This window comes from Dolosicoccus paucivorans, assembly GCF_900100125.1.
Lineage (GTDB): Bacteria > Bacillota > Bacilli > Lactobacillales > Aerococcaceae > Dolosicoccus > Dolosicoccus paucivorans.
Genome location: NZ_FNEL01000003.1, coordinates 13,939 through 31,414, shown reverse-complemented (window position 1 = coordinate 31,414; position 17,476 = coordinate 13,939). Strand labels below are relative to the sequence as shown.

Sequence of the window (17,476 nt, the reverse complement as noted above, 5' to 3'; positions counted from 1 at the left end):
CATTTTGTACAAAAATGTACAATTTTGTATAGAATCACTACAATTTGTAAAAGTTTATGGTATACTTTAAGTGAAGTTGATCACAGGAAGTGAAATTTTTAAGGAGGTCGTTGCATGAAAGCATGGCAAGATTTTAAAGGGTTAAAATGGCAAGACGAAATTAATGTACGCGATTTCATTAACGAAAACTATACAGAGTATAAAGGTGATGATGAGTTCTTAGCAGGTCCAACACAAGATACATTAGATTTATGGGATCAAGTAATGGATCTTTCTCAAAAAGAACTTGAAGCGGGTGGAGTATTAGATATGGATACATCAATCGTATCTACTATTACTTCTCATGGCCCAGGTTACTTAGATGCTAAAAAAGAAAAAATCGTTGGTTTCCAAACAGATAAACCATTCAAACGTAGCTTACAACCATTTGGTGGTATTCGTATGTCTGAAGCAGCGTTAGAATCTTATGGATACGAAATTGATCCAGAAATTGAGCATATCTTTACAGAATACCGCAAAACTCATAACCAAGGTGTTTTCGATGTGTATACTAAAGAAATGCGCGCTGCACGTCGTTCTGGAGTTATTACTGGACTACCAGATGCTTATGGACGTGGACGTATCATCGGTGACTACCGTCGTGTAGCTTTATACGGTGTGGATCGCTTAATGGAAGAAAAGAAAAATGACCACGACAACATCGGAAACGGTCAAATGTCTGACAAAGTGATTCAATTACGCGAAGAAGTAAGCGAACAATACCGCGCTTTAGAAGAACTAAAAGAATTAGGAAGCATTTATGGATTTGATTTATCACGTCCAGCAGAAAATGCTCACGAAGCTTTCCAATGGTTATACTTAGCTTACTTAGCAGCAATTAAAGAACAAAACGGTGCAGCGATGTCATTAGGTCGCGTTTCAACGTTCTTAGATATTTATATCGAGCGCGATTTAAGAAACGGTGTCTTAACAGAAGAAGAAGCACAAGAATTAGTTGACCACTTCGTTATGAAGTTACGTCTAGTTAAGTTCGCACGTACACCAGAGTACAACCAATTATTCTCAGGAGACCCAACTTGGGTAACGGAAGCGATTGCAGGTATGAACTTAGATGGACGTTCATTAGTAACTAAGAACAGTTTCCGCTTCTTACACACATTATCTAACTTAGGTCCAGCACCAGAGCCAAACTTAACTGTTTTATGGTCACCAAACTTACCAGAAGGATTCAAAACATTCGCATCAAAAATGTCCATTGAATCTTCAGCTATTCAGTATGAAAACGACGAAGTTATGCGTCCTCACTACGGTGATGACTATGCGATTGCATGTTGTGTATCCGCAATGCGCGTTGGTAAACAAATGCAATTCTTCGGAGCTCGTGCTAACTTAGCTAAAGCATTACTTTACGCTATTAACGGTGGAGTGGACGAGTTATCTAAACAACAAGTTGGTCCACGTTACCAACCAATTACTTCAGAATACTTAGATTATGATGAAGTAATGGATAAATACGATGACATGTTAGAATGGTTAGCAGGACTATACATTAATACATTAAACTGTATTCACTATATGCACGATAAATATAGTTACGAGCGTATTCAAATGGCTGTTCAAGATACAGATATGCACCGTACAATGGCAACTGGTATCGCAGGATTCTCAGTAGCAGTTGACGCATTATCTGCAATTAAACACGCTAAAGTTCGTACAATTCGTGATGAAGATGGATTAGCTATTGACTATGAAATCGAAGGTGATTTCCCAATGTATGGTAACAACGATGACCGTGCAGACGAAATCGGAGTTAAATTATTAAAAGACTTTATGACTAAAGTTAAGAAACATCCTACTTACCGTGATGCTGAGCATACAACATCAATCTTAACGATTACATCAAACGTTGTTTACGGTAAGAAAACTGGACACACTCCAGACGGACGTCGTGCAGGTGAACCATTTGCACCAGGTGCTAACCCAATGCACGGACGTGATAAGTGTGGGGCTTTAGCAAGCTTATCATCTGTTGCTAAATTACCATACGAGTGTGCTTTAGACGGAATTTCTAACACATTCTCAATTGTGCCAGATGCGTTAGGTAAAGATGAAGATATTCGTGAAGAAAACCTATCTTCAATGTTAGACGGTTACTCTAAGAACGGTGGACACCACTTAAACGTTAACGTATTCAACCGTGATACGCTATTACGCGCAATGGATCACCCAGAAGAGTACCCACAATTAACAATCCGTGTATCAGGTTACGCTGTTAACTTTATTAAGTTAACTCGTGAGCAACAAATGGATGTTATTAACCGTACAATGCACGGTTCAATGTAACAAAAATAAAATGTAAAGGAGAATGATAGTGGAACAAGTACAAAAACCAACCATTGGTTATGTTCACTCCCTTGAAAGCTTTGGGTCCGTTGATGGTCCCGGGATACGGTTTGTATCCTTTTTACAAGGATGCCGTATGCGGTGTGAATATTGCCATAACCCGGACACATGGAATATAGGCGGAGGAACAGAGTACACTCCACGACAACTCCTTGATGAAGCATTAAAATATAAGAATTTTTGGGGCGACAAAGGGGGCATCACCGTCAGTGGTGGTGAACCTTTGCTCCAAATTGATTTCTTAATTGAATATTTTAAACTAGCTAAAGAAGAAGGAGTCCACACATGTATTGATACGTGTGGGATGCCTTTTACAACTCGAGAGCCATTCTTTAGTCGTTTCGAAGAGCTACTAAAATATACTGACTTAATTTTGTTTGATATTAAACATATCGATACAAAAGGACATCAGCGTTTAACTGGAATGCCAAACGAAAATATTTTAGAAATGGCAAGATATCTTTCTGATCGAGACTTCCCTGTTTGGATTCGTCACGTTCTCGTTCCAGAGCGGACGGATTATGATGATTATTTGTATCGTCTCAGTGATTTTGTTGCATCTCTTAAAAATGTACAAAAATTTGAGATTTTACCATATCATAAGATGGGTGTTTATAAATATGAAGAAATGGGAATTCGTTACCGTTTAGAAGGAATTGAGCCTCCGACGAAAGAACGAGTTGAAAATGCGCGACGCATTTTAAGAACCGCTGAATATACAGGGTATTTAGATAGTTAAATAAATGAACACATCTTCTATTAAACCTCTTAGCGGGTCTTTTAGAAGGTGTGTTTTCTTTTTCTTGTTCAATAGCGGAAAGGAAGACTAACGATGAAAGAGACATTTAAAGTAATTTCTAAAAAAACACCAACAGGCCTTCAAGTAGAATCTACCGCTCGAGGGTTTAAACTAACAATGGATGAACCAGAAGAATTAGGCGGGACAAATACGGGGATGAATCCCGTCGAAGCTTTATTGTGTGCTTTAGGATCTTGTCAAACGATCGTAGCTTATGCGTTCGCGAAGGCACAAGGAATTGATTTGGAAGAGTTCCATGTTGAACTTGAAGGTGATTTGGATCCAGATGGCTTTATGGGTTTAGCAGACGTTAGAAATGGATTTCAAGAAATTCGCTATTCAATGCACTTTAAATCAACGGCTACTCAAGAAGAATTAGAATCTTTTGCTCAATTTATTGAATCTAAATGTCCAGTTGGCGATTGCTTAGAAAATGGCGTGCCGCTAAAATTAACTCGTGTCGTCAATGAAAAATAGTTTAATTGACTTAAAAGAAGTGGGGTGAGTCCACTTCTTTTTTATCTTTAGTAGGATAAGTTAAGCGCACTTCTTCAAAAAATAAGGGAATCGTGCTAAAATACAAGTGTTAGATAACTATACTAGGAGGAATATTGATGAATAAATATTTAGTTTTTGGACATCAAAACCCAGATACAGATACAATTGCTTCAGCCATTGTCATGAGTGACTATTTAACTCAATTAGGCCATGAAAGTGAGCCTGTAGCTTTAGGGACACCTAATGATGAAACTCAATTTATGTTAAACTACTTTAAATTAAATGCGCCTCGAGTTGTAGAAACCGTCGCCAATGAAACAGACCGCGTTGCGCTAGTCGACCATAATGAATCACAACAGTCAGTGGCTGATTTAAAAGATGTTCGCGTTGACTATGTTGTAGACCATCATAAGATTGGTGACTTTGAAACGGCTCACCCAATGTACTTACGCATTGAGCCAGTAGGATGTACCGCAACTATTTTATATAAAATGTTTAACGAAAAAGATTTAACAATCTCTAAAGAGATTGCCGGTGCTATGGTTTCTGCGATCATTTCTGATACTTTATTATTTAAATCTCCTACATGTACTCAAGAAGATATTGATGCCGCTCAAGCCTTAGCAAAGCTTGCTGATATTGATTTAGAAGCTTATGGTCTTGACTTCTTACGTGCGGGAACAAATGTAGCTAGCCGTAGTGATTCAGATATTTTAAATGCTGACGCTAAAATCTTTGAAATGGGACCAAAAACTGTCCGTATTGGCCAAGTAAACGTTATTGGATTTGACGAAATCTTAGCTCGTAAAAAAGATTTAGTTAACTTACTTGAAAAAGAACGTCAAGACAATAATTTAGTCGTCAGTATTTTAGTAGTGACTGATATTTTAGAAAATGACTCGATTGGCTTTGTTGTCGGCGACGGAGCAGAAGGGGTTCAAAAAGCTTTCGACCAGTCCGTTGTTGATAATCAATTCGATTTACCAGGAGTAGTTTCGCGTAAGACGCAAATTGTCCCTCAATTAACTGAAGTATTCAGCCAAGAATAAGTAGATATAGGAGCAAAAGGTGCAGTATTTATTACTATTTTTCGAAGGAATTTTAACCTTTATATCTCCGTGTATTTTACCCATGTTACCGATTTACTTAGCATACTTTTCAGGATCAACTGATCAAACAAAAGAGCGCCAACATATTTTAAAAGAAGCGCTCTTATTTGTTTTGGGTTTTTCGATTGTCTTTGTTATGTTAGGTTTATTTGTCTCCAGTGTTGGGCGATTATTTATTATTTACCGACAGTGGATTAATGGATTTGCAGGAGTTATTTTAATTTTACTCGGAATTGATTTTTTAAGACATAGTCCAATGATGTCTAAACTCCAATCGACACGTCAGTGGTCTTTACCTTGGAGTAATGGGTTGACCTTGGGTGTCGTGTTTGCTTTAAGTTGGAGTCCATGTGTTGGAACGTTTTTAGCGAGTGCGTTAGCATTAGTTGTTCAATCACATTCTTATTTTTATGCCGCGCGCTTATTAATAGCTTATTGTTTAGGGCTAGGGATTCCTTTTGTCATTTCAGCATTGTTAGTCGATGAGTTAAGTCATGTTTTTGATTTCTTAAAGCATCATCATCGTAAAATTCAACTATTTTCTGGTTGGTTTTTAATTCTAATGGGAATCTTGACGATGATGGGTTATTTGGAAACTTGGCTTATTAGTTTAACTTAAAATAGAAAGAAGGATGAATATGAAACGACTAGTCTTATTAATGACTGGGTTGATTGTATTACTTGGAGGAAGTTATTGGTTCTACACCACACAAACCACTAGTACGAATGATGTCGCCGTAGAGACATCAGAATCAAAAACGATGGTCGGTAGTGAATCCACTATAGAAAGTTCCTCTCTTTCATCAAAAAGTAGTGATATAGCTGAAATAGAAAGCAATACGGCTTTAGAAAGTAACTCTGAAGTAGCAAAAGAGACTGCTCCAGAGCTTCCCGAGCAACCACCTACCCCAAACATCGAAATGTTGACTGAAGAGGGCGAAACGGTGTATTTAAAGGATTTATTAGCAGATGGACAACCGACAATTATTAACATTTGGGCGAGTTGGTGTCCGCCATGTAAAGAAGAAATGCCTCTTTTTGAAGAGTATGCCGAAAAATATAGCGAAGATATTCGTTTTATTATGTTAAATGCAACTCAAAGTCGTCCTACAGAAACACAAGAAGTGGCTCTTAACTATTTAGAAGAAGAAGGTCTAAATCTTCCAGTCTATTTTGATATAGATTTTAACAGTCAAATTGCTTTTGGTGCCCGTTCATTACCTACGACAGTTGTGATTGATGAAAATGGAGACGTTATTATATACTATCCAGGTCAAGTGACTGAAGCAACGATGGATCAATTTATTAATTACATTATCCAATAAAAATACGCCGAACCTATTAGAAGGATTCGGCGTTTTGTTATACTTGGAGCGATTGAATAGTTTCTTCTTTTGGCGTGGCAAAGAGGGTTTGTTGACCTTCATAAATAACAAATCCCGGTCTAGCTCCGTTAGGTTTTCTTAAGTGTTTAACTTGAACTAAATCAACAGGAACATTTGCAGAATCTCGAGCTTTTGAATAAAAGGCAGCAATTATCGCAGCATAATCTAATGTATCTGCACTAGGGTCGTCGTGTTCGATAATGACATGAGCTCCTGGAATATCTTTTGCATGCATCCACCAATAATTTTTATTAGCTTGTTTCATACTTAATTGATCGTTTTGGGTATTGTTTCGTCCCACTAAAATACGCGTATTATCCGGGGTTATAAATAAACGAGGTTTAGAAGGCCGGCTATGTCTTTTCGAAGAACGCTTTTGTTTTTTCAAATAGCCTTGTTGATTGAGTTCTTCTTTAATACTTTCAATATCATCCATATCGGCTTGTTCAATTTGAAGTAAAATATTTTCTAAATAATCATTTTCGTCCATAGCTAGTCTTGTTTGGTGATCAATAAACTTTAATGAATCCCGGTATTTGGTATAGCGTTTAAAGTAGCGCTGACTGTTTTCTACAGCTGATTGTTGCGGATTTAAAGGAATAGTTACTGGTTCATTGGTGTAGTAGTTGATGACAGTCGCTTCAATATCACCTTTATGAATGTCATACAAATAGGCTTGAATTAATTCACCATACAATTGGTAACGATCAGCTTGTTGAGCCCGAATACGGTCTTTAGCAAGATGTTTTAGTTTACGCTTATTGCGCTTAATAATGTGCTCTAGTCGCTGAATTAAACTGCCTGTCATTTGACTAATACGGTCGGTTAGTATTTTTTGTTTATAAAAAGTACTGATTAATTCGCTTAAACTATTAAAGATTCGACGCTCTCCTTTAATATATTCTAAATCAGTAAAGTAAAACGCCATGTCCTGTTTACTCTTTATCAGAGTAGGCGTTGGAGACGAGGCTTTTTCGATAAAGCGCTCCAAGGCGTCTTCGATCGTTAATTTGTCGTGCTCAATCCAATAAGTAATGAGCTGATTAGATGCGCGACTTAATCCTTGCACAGCTTGACCACGGTAGGAAGGATCTAATAAATCAGGATGTTTTTTAATCCACTCGGCTCGTTCTTTTTTAGTTAATTCGAATAAATTGACTTGATTTTCGCGAAGGGGTGGGAGTTGATAATTCGCTCCTGGTAATAAAGTTCGGTAACTATTTTGATAAGGTGGGACGTGTTTAATACAATCAATAATTGTCATCGTAGGTTGGTCAACTAGAATAATATTACTGTGTCGTCCCATCAATTCAAAGATTAATAAATAGCTTTTAGCGTCTCCTAATTCGTCGCGACCGCTCAATTCAAATTCAATGATTCGGTCATTTTGAATTTGGCGAATTTTTAAAATTTGCGAGTTTTCAATATGCTTTCGTAAAATCATCGCAAATAAAGGCGCTTTAGCAGGATTTGTAGGCTGCTCATCCGTTAAATGCATCTGGTAATAAACTGGGTGAATCGAGCTAGCGAGTCGGTAATTTTTGCGGTTAGAACGAATCACTAAATGTAATTCTTGGGAAAAAGGTTGGAACACACGGTTAATTCGACCATTTTCCAAAGACTCTTTTAATTCGTTAACGAGACTGTGTACAAAAAATCCATCAAAGGACATGAGAAAACCTCCTTGTGTGGTGATGATGTTACTATTATAACAAATAACCAAAATGAATGTACTTTAAACAATTTAATCATAATCTCATAAAAAGATTGATATTGTCCTAAGGGATTAGTATAATACATTTAACAAACAGGAAAGGACTAAAAATGATGAAACCAATTTTTGTACAATTGAATAGCTGGGATTGGCATCACTTTTAGGCTGTAAAATGGGTTCACCATATATACAGCCTCTTCAGCATGAGAGACTTTATATATGGTGCCAACACTTTTAAGGCACCGATGAAGGATAACTTCTGTGGGGTGCCGGCTAAAGAGCTTGTTAACTTCATAGGAGTTAACGAGCTCTTTTTTGTTTGAGATATTATATTGGTTGTTTAAATTCGAAAGGAGAATAACAATGAAACGTTTTATTCAAGGATTAATGTTAATTATTTTAGTTTTAACCAGTTTTCTTCCCATTTCTTTGACAGGATTTGCTCAGGAAAAAGAACTATCCGTTGCGATCGTTATTCCTATTAATCATCCATCTTTAGATGAAATTGCTTCAGGTATAGTTGCTGGGTTAGAAGAAGCGGGCTATGTTGAAGGAGAAAACTTAAAGTTAACTATTCAAAATGCTCAAAGTGATATGTCCATGTTATCGACCATCGCTGATTCTGTAGTAGAAGAAGATCCTGATTTAATATTTGCGATCGCTACCCCCGCTGCCCAAGCGTTGCAACAACGTACACAAGATATTCCGATTATTTTAGCGGGTGTATCTGACCCTGTGGGCGCAGGTCTTGTTGATCATTTAGAAAAACCTGGTGGAAATATTACTGGTGTAAGTGACGTCGCTCCTTTAGACAAACAGTTTGACGTTATTGAAGAGTTTTTACCAGAGATTAAAACGGTTGGTATGATTTACACAAACAGTGAGGATAACTCCAAATTTGAAGTCGATCAAGCAAAAGAAATTGCTGAAGCTAGAGGTATTCAAGTTGAAGTGACTTCTATTACGACTGCTTTAGATATGCAACTGATTGCTCAAGAGTTAGCGCCGAAAGTGGATGCGGTTTTTGTTCCAACAGATAACAACATCGCGAGCGCTTTTGAAACGCTTGTAACTCAAACAGATAACTATCAAATTCCAATCTTCCCAACTGTTGAAGCGATGGTGAGCACTGGAGGGGTTGCATCTATTGGTATTAGTCAAAAAGGAATTGGTGAGCAGGCAGCTCAAATGGGGCTAGAAGTATTAAAAACAGGGACTCCAGAAACAACGCCTATTCAACAAGCTGAGAAAACCAAAGGTGTTTATAGTAGTGAAACAGCGAGTTACTTAGATCTTAATATACCTGAAAGAATACAAAAAGAATTTACGGATGTATCTAAGGAGGAATAAAAATGACCGTCTATTTAAACGCAATGGCTCAAGGAGTATTATGGGGATTAATGGGCCTTGGGATGTATATTACATTTAGAATTTTAAATTTTGCGGATTTAACCAGTGAAGCGTCCTTTACGACGGGAGCGGTAGTGGCAGTGTCTTTAATGACCAAAGGATACTCTCCATTAGTAGCTTGTGTTGCTGCTTTGATAGCTGGTATGTTAGCGGGGTTACTGACGGGGATGTTGATGGTGTTTTTTGAAATTCCTCCCATCTTAGCAAGTATCATTTCCCTTACTGGACTTTATTCTATTAATTTACGTATTTTAGGAAGCGGGAATGAAAGTTTACGTCGCATTTCGACAATTTTTGATTATTTGACTGAATTGAGTGATCAACTAATTGTTCGTTATTTTATTATCGGTATTGCGATAAGTACTCTATTTATAGGATCCCTTTATTATTTCTTTTTAACGGATCGAGGACAAGCATTAATTGCTACAGGTGATAATGAATTAATGGCCAAATCACTCGGTATTCCTGTTTCAAAAATGAAGCTTTTAGGTCTTATGATGGCCAACGGACTGATTGGATTGAGTGGTGCTTTAATTGCTCAAGATAATGGTTTTGCCGATATTACGATGGGAACGGGAACAGTTGTTATCGCGCTATCCTCAATTGTTCTTTCTGAAGTTCTGTTTCCACAATTAACACTTTTAAAACGCTTTATGACAATTTTTATAGGAGCGATTATTTATCGTTTGTTATTAGTCAGTGTTTTACAATTAGGCTTTAGTACCAATGATTTTCGACTTATCTCAGCATTTTTCTTAGCACTATTTTTAGCCTTACCCGTTCTCAAAAGAAAGCTAATGGGTTCGCGCACTGTTAATGAAGTAAAGTAGGGGATTACAATGAATGAAATACAATTAAAAGTCGAACAATTATCGAAAGATTTTTATCGCGAAGATGGTTCAAAAGTAATTGGTTTACGCGACATCCAATTTGAAATTCAAAAAGGTGAACTAGTAAGTATAGTCGGTACAAATGGAGCAGGAAAATCAACACTATTGAATATCTTAGCCGGAATGTTACCAGCAGATAGTGGACGTATTTACTTAGCTGATGAACGAATTGATCACTTGAATCCTTTAGAGTATGCTAAGCACATTGGACGAGTTTTTCAAGACCCAAGAATGGGTACCGCTCCTCGTATGACAGTATTTGAAAATTTAATGCTCGCTCAGTTAAGAGGGGAAAAACGAGGTTTTAGAAGATCTCTAACTCCAGAAAATAAACAAAAAATGTCTGATTTACTCAAACCCTTTAATTTAAATTTAGAAACCTTACTGGATGTTCCAATTGATTATTTATCCGGAGGTCAGCGTCAAACTGTTGCGTTACTTATGGCCACATTAAAACGGCCTGAACTATTGTTACTAGACGAACATACAGCAGCTTTAGATCCTAAAACAAGTAAACAAGTCATGGAAGAAACGGTAGCTATCGTTAAACAAAATCAATTAACGACATTAATGATCACTCATCAACTAGCCGATGCATTAGATTATAGTGACCGAATATTAGTGTTGTATCAAGGACATATTCACCGAGCCTATACGAGAGATCAAATTCAAGGAATGACTCCGGGAGATTTATATATGATTTTAGAGTCACTATCCCAAGAAGTAGAGTAAAAAACTTGAACCTTTATCTTCGTAAGAGTAAAATAAGTCATTACATCAATGAATATAAAGTAGGAGGCTATTTATGATTACGATTTATTCAAAACCAAACTGTATGCAATGTACCTTTACAAAAAATTACTTAAACGATAAAAATGTTGAATTTAAAGAAGTGGACATTACTACTGATCCAAAAGCAGTGGAACACATTAAATCTTTAGGGTTTCAAGCAGTTCCAGTGATTGAAGCGCCTGGACATGAACCTTTTTTTGGTTTTCGTCCAGATCGTTTAGAAGAATTAATTTAATGAAAAAAAGACCCCAATTTCAAGTCATGGTTGGGGTCTTTAATCTTGAAAGGATTGCAGTGACTTAGCATAAGAAGAAGGAGAAACTCCTACTTGTTTAGTAAACGCTCTAGAAAAATAAGACAAGGTCTTAAAACCTAACTGCTGGGAAATTTGCGTTAAATTAAGAGAGGACTCCTTCATCAATCGTTGACTTTCTTCAATTCGCAAACGATTAATATATTCTACCGGGCTCATTTTTGCATGCTTTGTAAAAAGCATTTGAATGGTACTGCGAGACAATCCAAACCCATCCACTAAATGTTGAACTTGATGACGATTTTTTAAGTCTTCCAGTAAATAATCTCGCATCTTTAAAAACAATTCTCGTTCAGCATTTGTTTTCATCGCTGTTGACTCTACTACAGGATCAGTAGGAGGAATAAAAGGTTCGGTTAATAAAAGAGTATAAATCCAGTGATATAAATAAGCATAAGTTAATAAGTTCCATTGATGCTTTAAAGAAAGGAAAAACTCTTTTTGAGTTAAATTAATAGTACTTTTAAAAGATGGACTCTGCAGTTTAGTTTCGCACTCAATCGCAATTAATTTTCCTTTTTTCAAAGGCTTAATGGTGACTTCTTTTTCTTGAAGAACGAGCACTTGAAGAGGGTAAAGGTATTCTCTTTTGTGACCTATTTGTAATTGATACTCGCCTTCTAAACAAATATAAATTTGCGTATTATCCGTCAAAAGAGTTGCTTCATTGACCCATTGCAGTTGAATAATGTCTAATGAAAAAGGATAAACAGACAATTGATGAGTGTATTCTTGGACGGTATGCATTTTAGGTTGTTCGATTTCTTTTAAGCCTAAAGCGATGGTACAATCTTTTTGATCTAAAGGTAAAATATTAAACAATACGCCTTTATTTAACATGATTGGCTGGTCTAGAAAAATATATTGATAGTTTGATTTTTTTGCTAGATGATCAGTAAAAATAAGGACAGCTTTATGGCGTGCTGGAGCTAAATAGACGGGTTGCTTAAACTGCAACAGCTTATTACTTTTTTTATTGCGAATAGTTAACATATCAATATGAGGCGGGGTGTCCGTTGCTAAGTTAAATAAGGGATGGATTAGTTGAGACGTAGATAAAAACATATAAGTCCTCCTTTTCTTTATTATAACAAAATTTATCTTTATTAATGATTACTTTTTATTTGAAAATAAGGTTGAACTTATTTATAAAAGGTCTATAATGGCTTCATACGCATTGAGTGAATGATAGAAAGAAGGAATGACTGTTGGGAAAAATTGTTATGGCAAGAGTGGACGAACACGTGATTCAAGGCCAACTAGCGACTCGCTGGTGTCGGAATTTAAATTGTTCGCTTATCGTCGTAGTAAATGACCAAATCGCTCAAGATAAAAAAACGCAAGGAATACTCGAAATGACAATTCCTGATGACTTACCTGTTTTGTATTATTCTTTTTCAAAAGCAGTCGTTAAGTTACCCCAATTACTTAAAAAAGATGAGCGCATTCTACTTATTACTGAAAATTTAGAAGATATGGTAAAACTTGCTAAAATTGGTTTACCTATTCCTACGTTAAATATGGGGATTCCTAAAACAAATAAAGTTGATTACTATACTTGTGACTGGGATGATTTTAATTCAGATGAACAGTGGTTCTTACATGAAATCAAACGTTTATCAGTTCCCATTAATTTTAATAATATGCCAACTTCATAATGAACTAAGCCACTTCGAAAGGAAAACTCTTTTGAAGTGGTTTTCTTTTTAGGCGAACACTTGTTTGTGTTAGTAAATTAGCTTATGATATATCAAAGAGCCTATACCTTATGGTATGATATGAAGGAGCGATTTGATGGCTAAAAAGAAGAAAAATACAATTGAACAATTGATGAAAGGATTATCCTTTAAAGAACGCATCATTATGGGCGTTATTATTTTAGTGTTAACGTCGGTGGGAGTTTTACAATTAGAAGACGAAACAACCCCTCCGCGCTACGATTCAGTGACGACAGAACTGGTTCAAGGATTTGATGGAACAAATTTCGAAGTTATTCCTAAAGAGGTCAAAATTCCGTTTAATTTAGAACGAGTGGTCGATGGAGATACGATTGTGGGAAATATTAATGGAGAAACAGTGCGTATTCGTTATCTACTAGTCGATACGCCTGAATCGGTTAAATCTGGCATGTCTGTCCAGCCTTTTGCTAAGGAAGCTTCACATTTTAATGAGCAATTATTAACTCAAGCGGATACATTATATTTAGCGCTAGATGAAGGGCCTCGAACAGATCGTTATGACCGATTGCTTGCTTATATTTATGCTGATGATCAGTTTGTTCAAGAAGCTCTAATTCAAAACGGTTATGCGATTGTAGCCTATGTCTACCCACCTAATGATAGTTATGAAGGATATTTAAAAGCCGTGCAACAACAAGCCCAACAAGCTCAAATAGGAGTATGGGGTATCCCAGGATATGTCAATGATGAAGGAAAATTTACCCCGATGCCATAAAACAAAAAGGAGATGAGTAAATCAATGAAAAAAAGAATAGCTCAATGGTTGAGTTTATGTATTCTTTTGTTGTTTATTGTAGGATGTAAGCAACAGTCCAGTACGACAGTCAGTGAAGAAAGCAATTCCCTAGAAGAAGAAAGTGTCGTTGTCGAAAAAGAACCTATAACGATTACGATTCGTTCCATCGGTGATTTGTTAATTCACGATTCAGTCTACAACAACGCTTTACAAGAAGACGGAACGTATTACTTTGATCCTATGTTTGAACCAGTAGCTAAATACATTAAAAATGCCGATTTAGTGACCGCAAACTTAGAAGTAATTACCGCAGCTCAAGTAACCGGCGTATCGAACTATCCATTTTTTAGTGCACCCGAAGAATTGCTAGATACGCTAAACCGCTTAGGGGTGGATATCGTTAATAATGCAACTAACCACACAATGGATCACGGACCGGTAGGAGCGCATGCTTCTTTAAAAGCGCTTCAAGAGCGTGGCATTGAATATGCGGGAAGTTATGAAAGTTGGGATGACTATAACCGTTTACGTGTTCTAGATGTCAACGGAGTCGATGTAGGGTTTTTAGCTTACACTTATGGATTAAACGGTAACTATTTACCGCCTGAAGAAGAATACTTAGCCACTTTAATCGATTATGATTTAATTCCTTTAGAGATCGAACGTCTCAATGATCATTGTGATTTTTCAATTGTGATGATTCATGAAGGGATCGACTCCGAATACCCGATTGATGCCCAATTAGAGGTTCATGATATAGCTATCGATGCAGGAGCGAACTATATTTTAGGCGGACACCCTCATATATTACAACCCTTTAAACGTTATAACGATGAACAGATGAGTTTATTCTCCCATGGAAACTTTATCTCCGGGCAGTATGATTTAGAAAATAAACTTGGCGGCATTACTGAAGTGGAAGTGACCAAACATCCAGATGATTCAGTAACGATTGATCATATCCGCTTTATGCCGACGTATAACTTCGGTCCACCAAGTTATGGTTATAGTTTGGTGATTCCTCTAGCGGATGGAGTTGAATACGGTTTATCTCAATTCGATGTAGACTCTCTTTATCAACAATTACAAGAACGAATGACGGCTTATTCAGACATCGAATTTGTGACGCATTTAGACTAATTAAGAGAACTTTTTAGATTTTTTCTAAAAAGTTCTTTTTTTAAAAATGGAAATGAGCTTAAATTACTAACTTATAAATAGGAGGTGTTTGAGTTGAAAAAATTCAGACGAATATTTATAAGTTTAGTATTATTGTATGTTCAGTTAGTTTACCCGGTGGTGATGGTTGCTCAAGAAGAAGTGATCGAAAAAGATTCGCTAAATGTGTTGAAAAAAGAGTGTGAGTTTTTAATAACCCAGCAAGTTGAAGAAGAGGTGGATGAAGAAGAAGCAAAAATAACTACTTCTGAAGTGGAGGCGTTGGAGCAGCAGTACAATCAAATCAATCAACAAATTACTCAAAAACAAGCGGAAGTTGAGGAATTAAATGCATATTTAATGGAACACTTTGAAGCGTTATATTTAGAGTTATTCGAACAAGATGACGAATTCGGTTATTTAGATGAAGAAGATCAGCAACGAACGATTGAAGCGACAGATTCTTACCGCGAGATTGAAGATCAAATCGATCTCACTCAAGCAGAGCTCTATAAGCTTCTTGAAGAAAGACAAGAAGTTGAAGCAGCTTACGATCACGCGTATTATTTATTAGAAGTTCAAGAAGAGGAAAAACAAATCGACGAACAAACAAAAAAAGATTTACAAACTTGTTTGTTTTATCCTTATTCTGTTAAGAAATATCAACCAAAAAATATTTTATTAAACAATGAAGCCACGACGCTAGCTAACTATTTAGTCTCAGTGACAAAATATATGGAAAAACTTGTCCCTGCAGCTTATACACGGTTAACATTTGAAAGTATTTATGAAGCCTTTTTAGATCAAGAATCCATTATTGAAGCCAGTGAGCATTTACCAGAATGGCCTTTAGAACAGGAAATGATTGAACAATACACCTATGCTAATGAATTAACGTTACCTATCGTACACGGGGTGGCGCAAAAGGCAAAGGAACACTATGCTAATTCTTTAGATGAAGAACGATATACTCATTTTTACTTACTAATGTTACAAATAAAAGAAGCTCAGTATAAATATTTCTATTCTATTAACGCCGATACTTTTGAGTACTTAAAAGACTATTTAGTGGACTTTTTAAACACGCATCAATATACCGATACTCAAAGTATTCAACAAATTCGAGCGTTTCAACAGCGTATGCAAGTAAAGCTTGTAGGCTATAACGATGACACAAAAAGTTGGTATGGAATACCTCAAAATCAATCAGGCTTTTATTTAGAATATCAAACAAAGGATTTATTTGACCCGACAAAAGATGAATTTGTTCTTGAATATGAAGACGTTAGTGCTTCTTCTTGGCTGGAATCCAATAGTAACAACAAAAATGATCACTCAGTTAAAGATCAAGAACCTTTAAGTAAAAATAATCAATTAGCCACTTTAAAAGAACGCCTAGCTAAAAATAATCCATCAACGGATCATCGTAAAGAGTTGAAGAAAAAAGATAAAAAAGAAAAAGCCGAAAAAACTAAAGACGAAAAAGAGTTACCGAATACCGGAGAGTCACGCTCTAAATTAACGCAGATCATCATTTTATTATTGGTTATTGGATTAGTTTTATTGTTAGTCAACTACCGCAAAAAACGTCAACAAAAACAACCTATTGATGAACTAACGTTAGATTGATTTCTTTGTATCTTGTTATCAAACTTGTTAAAATAAATCTATAAGATGTGTTGAAGCAAGTTTAAGGAGGAATATTTCATGAATACAATGGAAGAAATTTTAAATACCTTTACAGAAGTAACCCCTAATGAAGCTCAAGCTTTAATTGATGAACGAAACGGAAAAGTTATTTTTATTGGATTTGCTCAATGTCCTTATTGTCAAAAATTTGCTCCTAAATTAAAGCAAGTTGCTGATGAGCATGATTTAACCGTTTATTTCGTCAACTCTCGTCGTAATGATACGATTGAAGATGTTGAAACACTACGTGCAAAATATGATGCCAAGACAGTGCCTACTTTAATTTATGCTGGTGAAGAAGAAGTGTCTGTTAAAAGTGACAGCTCAATGCCAGTAGAGGATATTAAACGCTTCGTTCACGTTGCTCAATGAAATTACTAATTAAAGGAATGAGTTTGCTTTTAACGGTGACTTTATTCAGTGGATGCCAACATAATGTTTCTTCAAATCATGTAGAAAAGCAAGAAAGTTTCGAAGAATCGATTGTACTTCCAACCAATGAAGAAGTCATTGAAGCCGTCATTTCTTACCGCAAAGAGCATCAACAAGCGATTGATAGTGCTGAATACGTTTATCAAGTCACTTACGATGAAACACACAAGCGCTATTTTATTGAAGTTGGCGAAAATCATACCGATCAAATGATTGTTGTCGCCCATTATCAATATAATCCAATCACTGGGCAAGTATTAGAAGAAAATGAAAATTAAGTATTGACATTCCGAAATGGGTCGACTAATATAAATGTATTAAAATCGATGAGTAGATTAGTAGTAAAATAAAACTTGAAGCGAGACAGCGTTGGTGTGAGGTTGTTAGTTTTTATTTTATGAATCGCACC

At 36.2% G+C, this 17,476-nt stretch carries 18 protein-coding genes and 1 other annotated feature (1 of these 19 cut by a window edge); of the genes, 16 read left to right on the top strand and 2 right to left on the bottom strand.

Going from position 1 to position 17,476, the window contains the following annotated elements:
- Positions 1 to 114 precede the first annotated feature (114 nt).
- The 6 genes from pflB to BLR79_RS01010 all read left to right on the top strand — a co-directional run bounded on the left by pflB (position 115) and on the right by BLR79_RS01010 (position 6,134).
- Complete coding sequence (gene pflB, locus BLR79_RS01035; RefSeq protein WP_092083996.1) at positions 115 to 2,343, top strand: formate C-acetyltransferase; 2,229 nt, start codon at positions 115 to 117, stop codon at positions 2,341 to 2,343.
- Between the two features lie 28 nt (positions 2,344 to 2,371).
- Complete coding sequence (pflA, locus tag BLR79_RS01030) at positions 2,372 to 3,142, top strand: pyruvate formate-lyase-activating protein (protein WP_234970755.1); 771 nt, start codon at positions 2,372 to 2,374, stop codon at positions 3,140 to 3,142.
- Between the two features lie 93 nt (positions 3,143 to 3,235).
- Complete coding sequence (locus BLR79_RS01025) at positions 3,236 to 3,679, top strand: OsmC family protein (protein ID WP_092083992.1); 444 nt, start codon at positions 3,236 to 3,238, stop codon at positions 3,677 to 3,679.
- A 137-nt stretch (positions 3,680 to 3,816) separates the two neighbouring features.
- Positions 3,817 to 4,749: a manganese-dependent inorganic pyrophosphatase gene (locus BLR79_RS01020; RefSeq protein WP_092083990.1), complete on the top strand. Its 933-nt coding sequence runs from the start codon at positions 3,817 to 3,819 to the stop codon at positions 4,747 to 4,749.
- A gap of 19 nt (positions 4,750 to 4,768) precedes the next feature.
- Positions 4,769 to 5,428: a cytochrome c biogenesis CcdA family protein gene (locus BLR79_RS01015; protein WP_092083988.1), complete on the top strand. Its 660-nt coding sequence runs from the start codon at positions 4,769 to 4,771 to the stop codon at positions 5,426 to 5,428.
- Positions 5,429 to 5,447: 19 nt separating this feature from the next.
- On the top strand, positions 5,448 to 6,134 hold the full coding sequence (locus BLR79_RS01010) for a TlpA family protein disulfide reductase (RefSeq protein WP_159427554.1): 687 nt from the start codon (positions 5,448 to 5,450) through the stop codon (positions 6,132 to 6,134).
- 37 nt (positions 6,135 to 6,171) lie between these two features.
- Here the strand turns inward: BLR79_RS01010 and BLR79_RS01005 are convergent, their stop codons facing one another.
- Positions 6,172 to 7,866, bottom strand: coding sequence for an Rqc2 family fibronectin-binding protein (locus tag BLR79_RS01005; protein ID WP_092083984.1), 1,695 nt, complete (start codon positions 7,864 to 7,866; stop codon positions 6,172 to 6,174).
- 405 nt (positions 7,867 to 8,271) lie between these two features.
- Here BLR79_RS01005 and BLR79_RS01000 point away from each other — a divergent pair, with 405 nt between their 5' ends.
- The 4 genes from BLR79_RS01000 (at position 8,272) to nrdH (ending at position 11,235) form a co-directional block, all read left to right on the top strand.
- Complete coding sequence (locus BLR79_RS01000) at positions 8,272 to 9,258, top strand: ABC transporter substrate-binding protein (RefSeq protein ID WP_092083982.1); 987 nt, start codon at positions 8,272 to 8,274, stop codon at positions 9,256 to 9,258.
- Between the two features lie 2 nt (positions 9,259 to 9,260).
- Positions 9,261 to 10,148 carry an ABC transporter permease gene (locus tag BLR79_RS00995; protein WP_092083980.1) on the top strand — a complete coding sequence of 296 codons (888 nt, stop codon included), beginning with the start codon at positions 9,261 to 9,263 and terminating at the stop codon, positions 10,146 to 10,148.
- A gap of 9 nt (positions 10,149 to 10,157) precedes the next feature.
- A complete protein-coding gene (locus BLR79_RS00990; RefSeq protein ID WP_092083978.1) occupies positions 10,158 to 10,940 on the top strand; it encodes an ABC transporter ATP-binding protein in 783 nt (260 codons plus the stop codon).
- Between the two features lie 73 nt (positions 10,941 to 11,013).
- Positions 11,014 to 11,235 carry a glutaredoxin-like protein NrdH gene (gene nrdH / locus BLR79_RS00985; RefSeq protein WP_092083976.1) on the top strand — a complete coding sequence of 74 codons (222 nt, stop codon included), beginning with the start codon at positions 11,014 to 11,016 and terminating at the stop codon, positions 11,233 to 11,235.
- A 39-nt stretch (positions 11,236 to 11,274) separates the two neighbouring features.
- On the opposite strand, the gene BLR79_RS00980 is transcribed toward nrdH, so the two are convergent.
- Positions 11,275 to 12,378, bottom strand: a complete 1,104-nt coding sequence (locus tag BLR79_RS00980; RefSeq protein ID WP_092083974.1) for a helix-turn-helix domain-containing protein — start codon at positions 12,376 to 12,378, stop codon at positions 11,275 to 11,277.
- Positions 12,379 to 12,521: 143 nt separating this feature from the next.
- Here BLR79_RS00980 and BLR79_RS00975 point away from each other — a divergent pair, with 143 nt between their 5' ends.
- The 6 genes from BLR79_RS00975 (at position 12,522) to BLR79_RS00950 (ending at position 17,345) form a co-directional block, all read left to right on the top strand.
- Positions 12,522 to 12,971, top strand: coding sequence for a PTS sugar transporter subunit IIB (locus BLR79_RS00975; protein ID WP_092083972.1), 450 nt, complete (start codon positions 12,522 to 12,524; stop codon positions 12,969 to 12,971).
- A gap of 136 nt (positions 12,972 to 13,107) precedes the next feature.
- Positions 13,108 to 13,767, top strand: a complete 660-nt coding sequence (locus BLR79_RS00970) for a thermonuclease family protein (RefSeq protein WP_092083970.1) — start codon at positions 13,108 to 13,110, stop codon at positions 13,765 to 13,767.
- Positions 13,768 to 13,791: 24 nt separating this feature from the next.
- A complete protein-coding gene (locus BLR79_RS00965; RefSeq protein WP_159427553.1) occupies positions 13,792 to 14,928 on the top strand; it encodes a CapA family protein in 1,137 nt (378 codons plus the stop codon).
- A 93-nt stretch (positions 14,929 to 15,021) separates the two neighbouring features.
- Positions 15,022 to 16,575 (top strand): LPXTG cell wall anchor domain-containing protein, encoded by a 1,554-nt coding sequence (locus BLR79_RS00960; protein WP_092083966.1) that lies wholly within the window; start codon positions 15,022 to 15,024, stop codon positions 16,573 to 16,575.
- 78 nt (positions 16,576 to 16,653) lie between these two features.
- Positions 16,654 to 17,007 carry a DUF6568 family protein gene (traF, locus tag BLR79_RS00955; protein WP_092083964.1) on the top strand — a complete coding sequence of 118 codons (354 nt, stop codon included), beginning with the start codon at positions 16,654 to 16,656 and terminating at the stop codon, positions 17,005 to 17,007.
- A complete protein-coding gene (locus BLR79_RS00950) occupies positions 17,004 to 17,345 on the top strand; it encodes a hypothetical protein (RefSeq protein ID WP_092083962.1) in 342 nt (113 codons plus the stop codon). The genes traF and BLR79_RS00950 overlap by 4 nt, the downstream gene beginning before the upstream one ends.
- A gap of 39 nt (positions 17,346 to 17,384) precedes the next feature.
- Positions 17,385 to 17,476: a binding site (T-box leader), on the top strand (it continues 109 nt past the right edge of the window).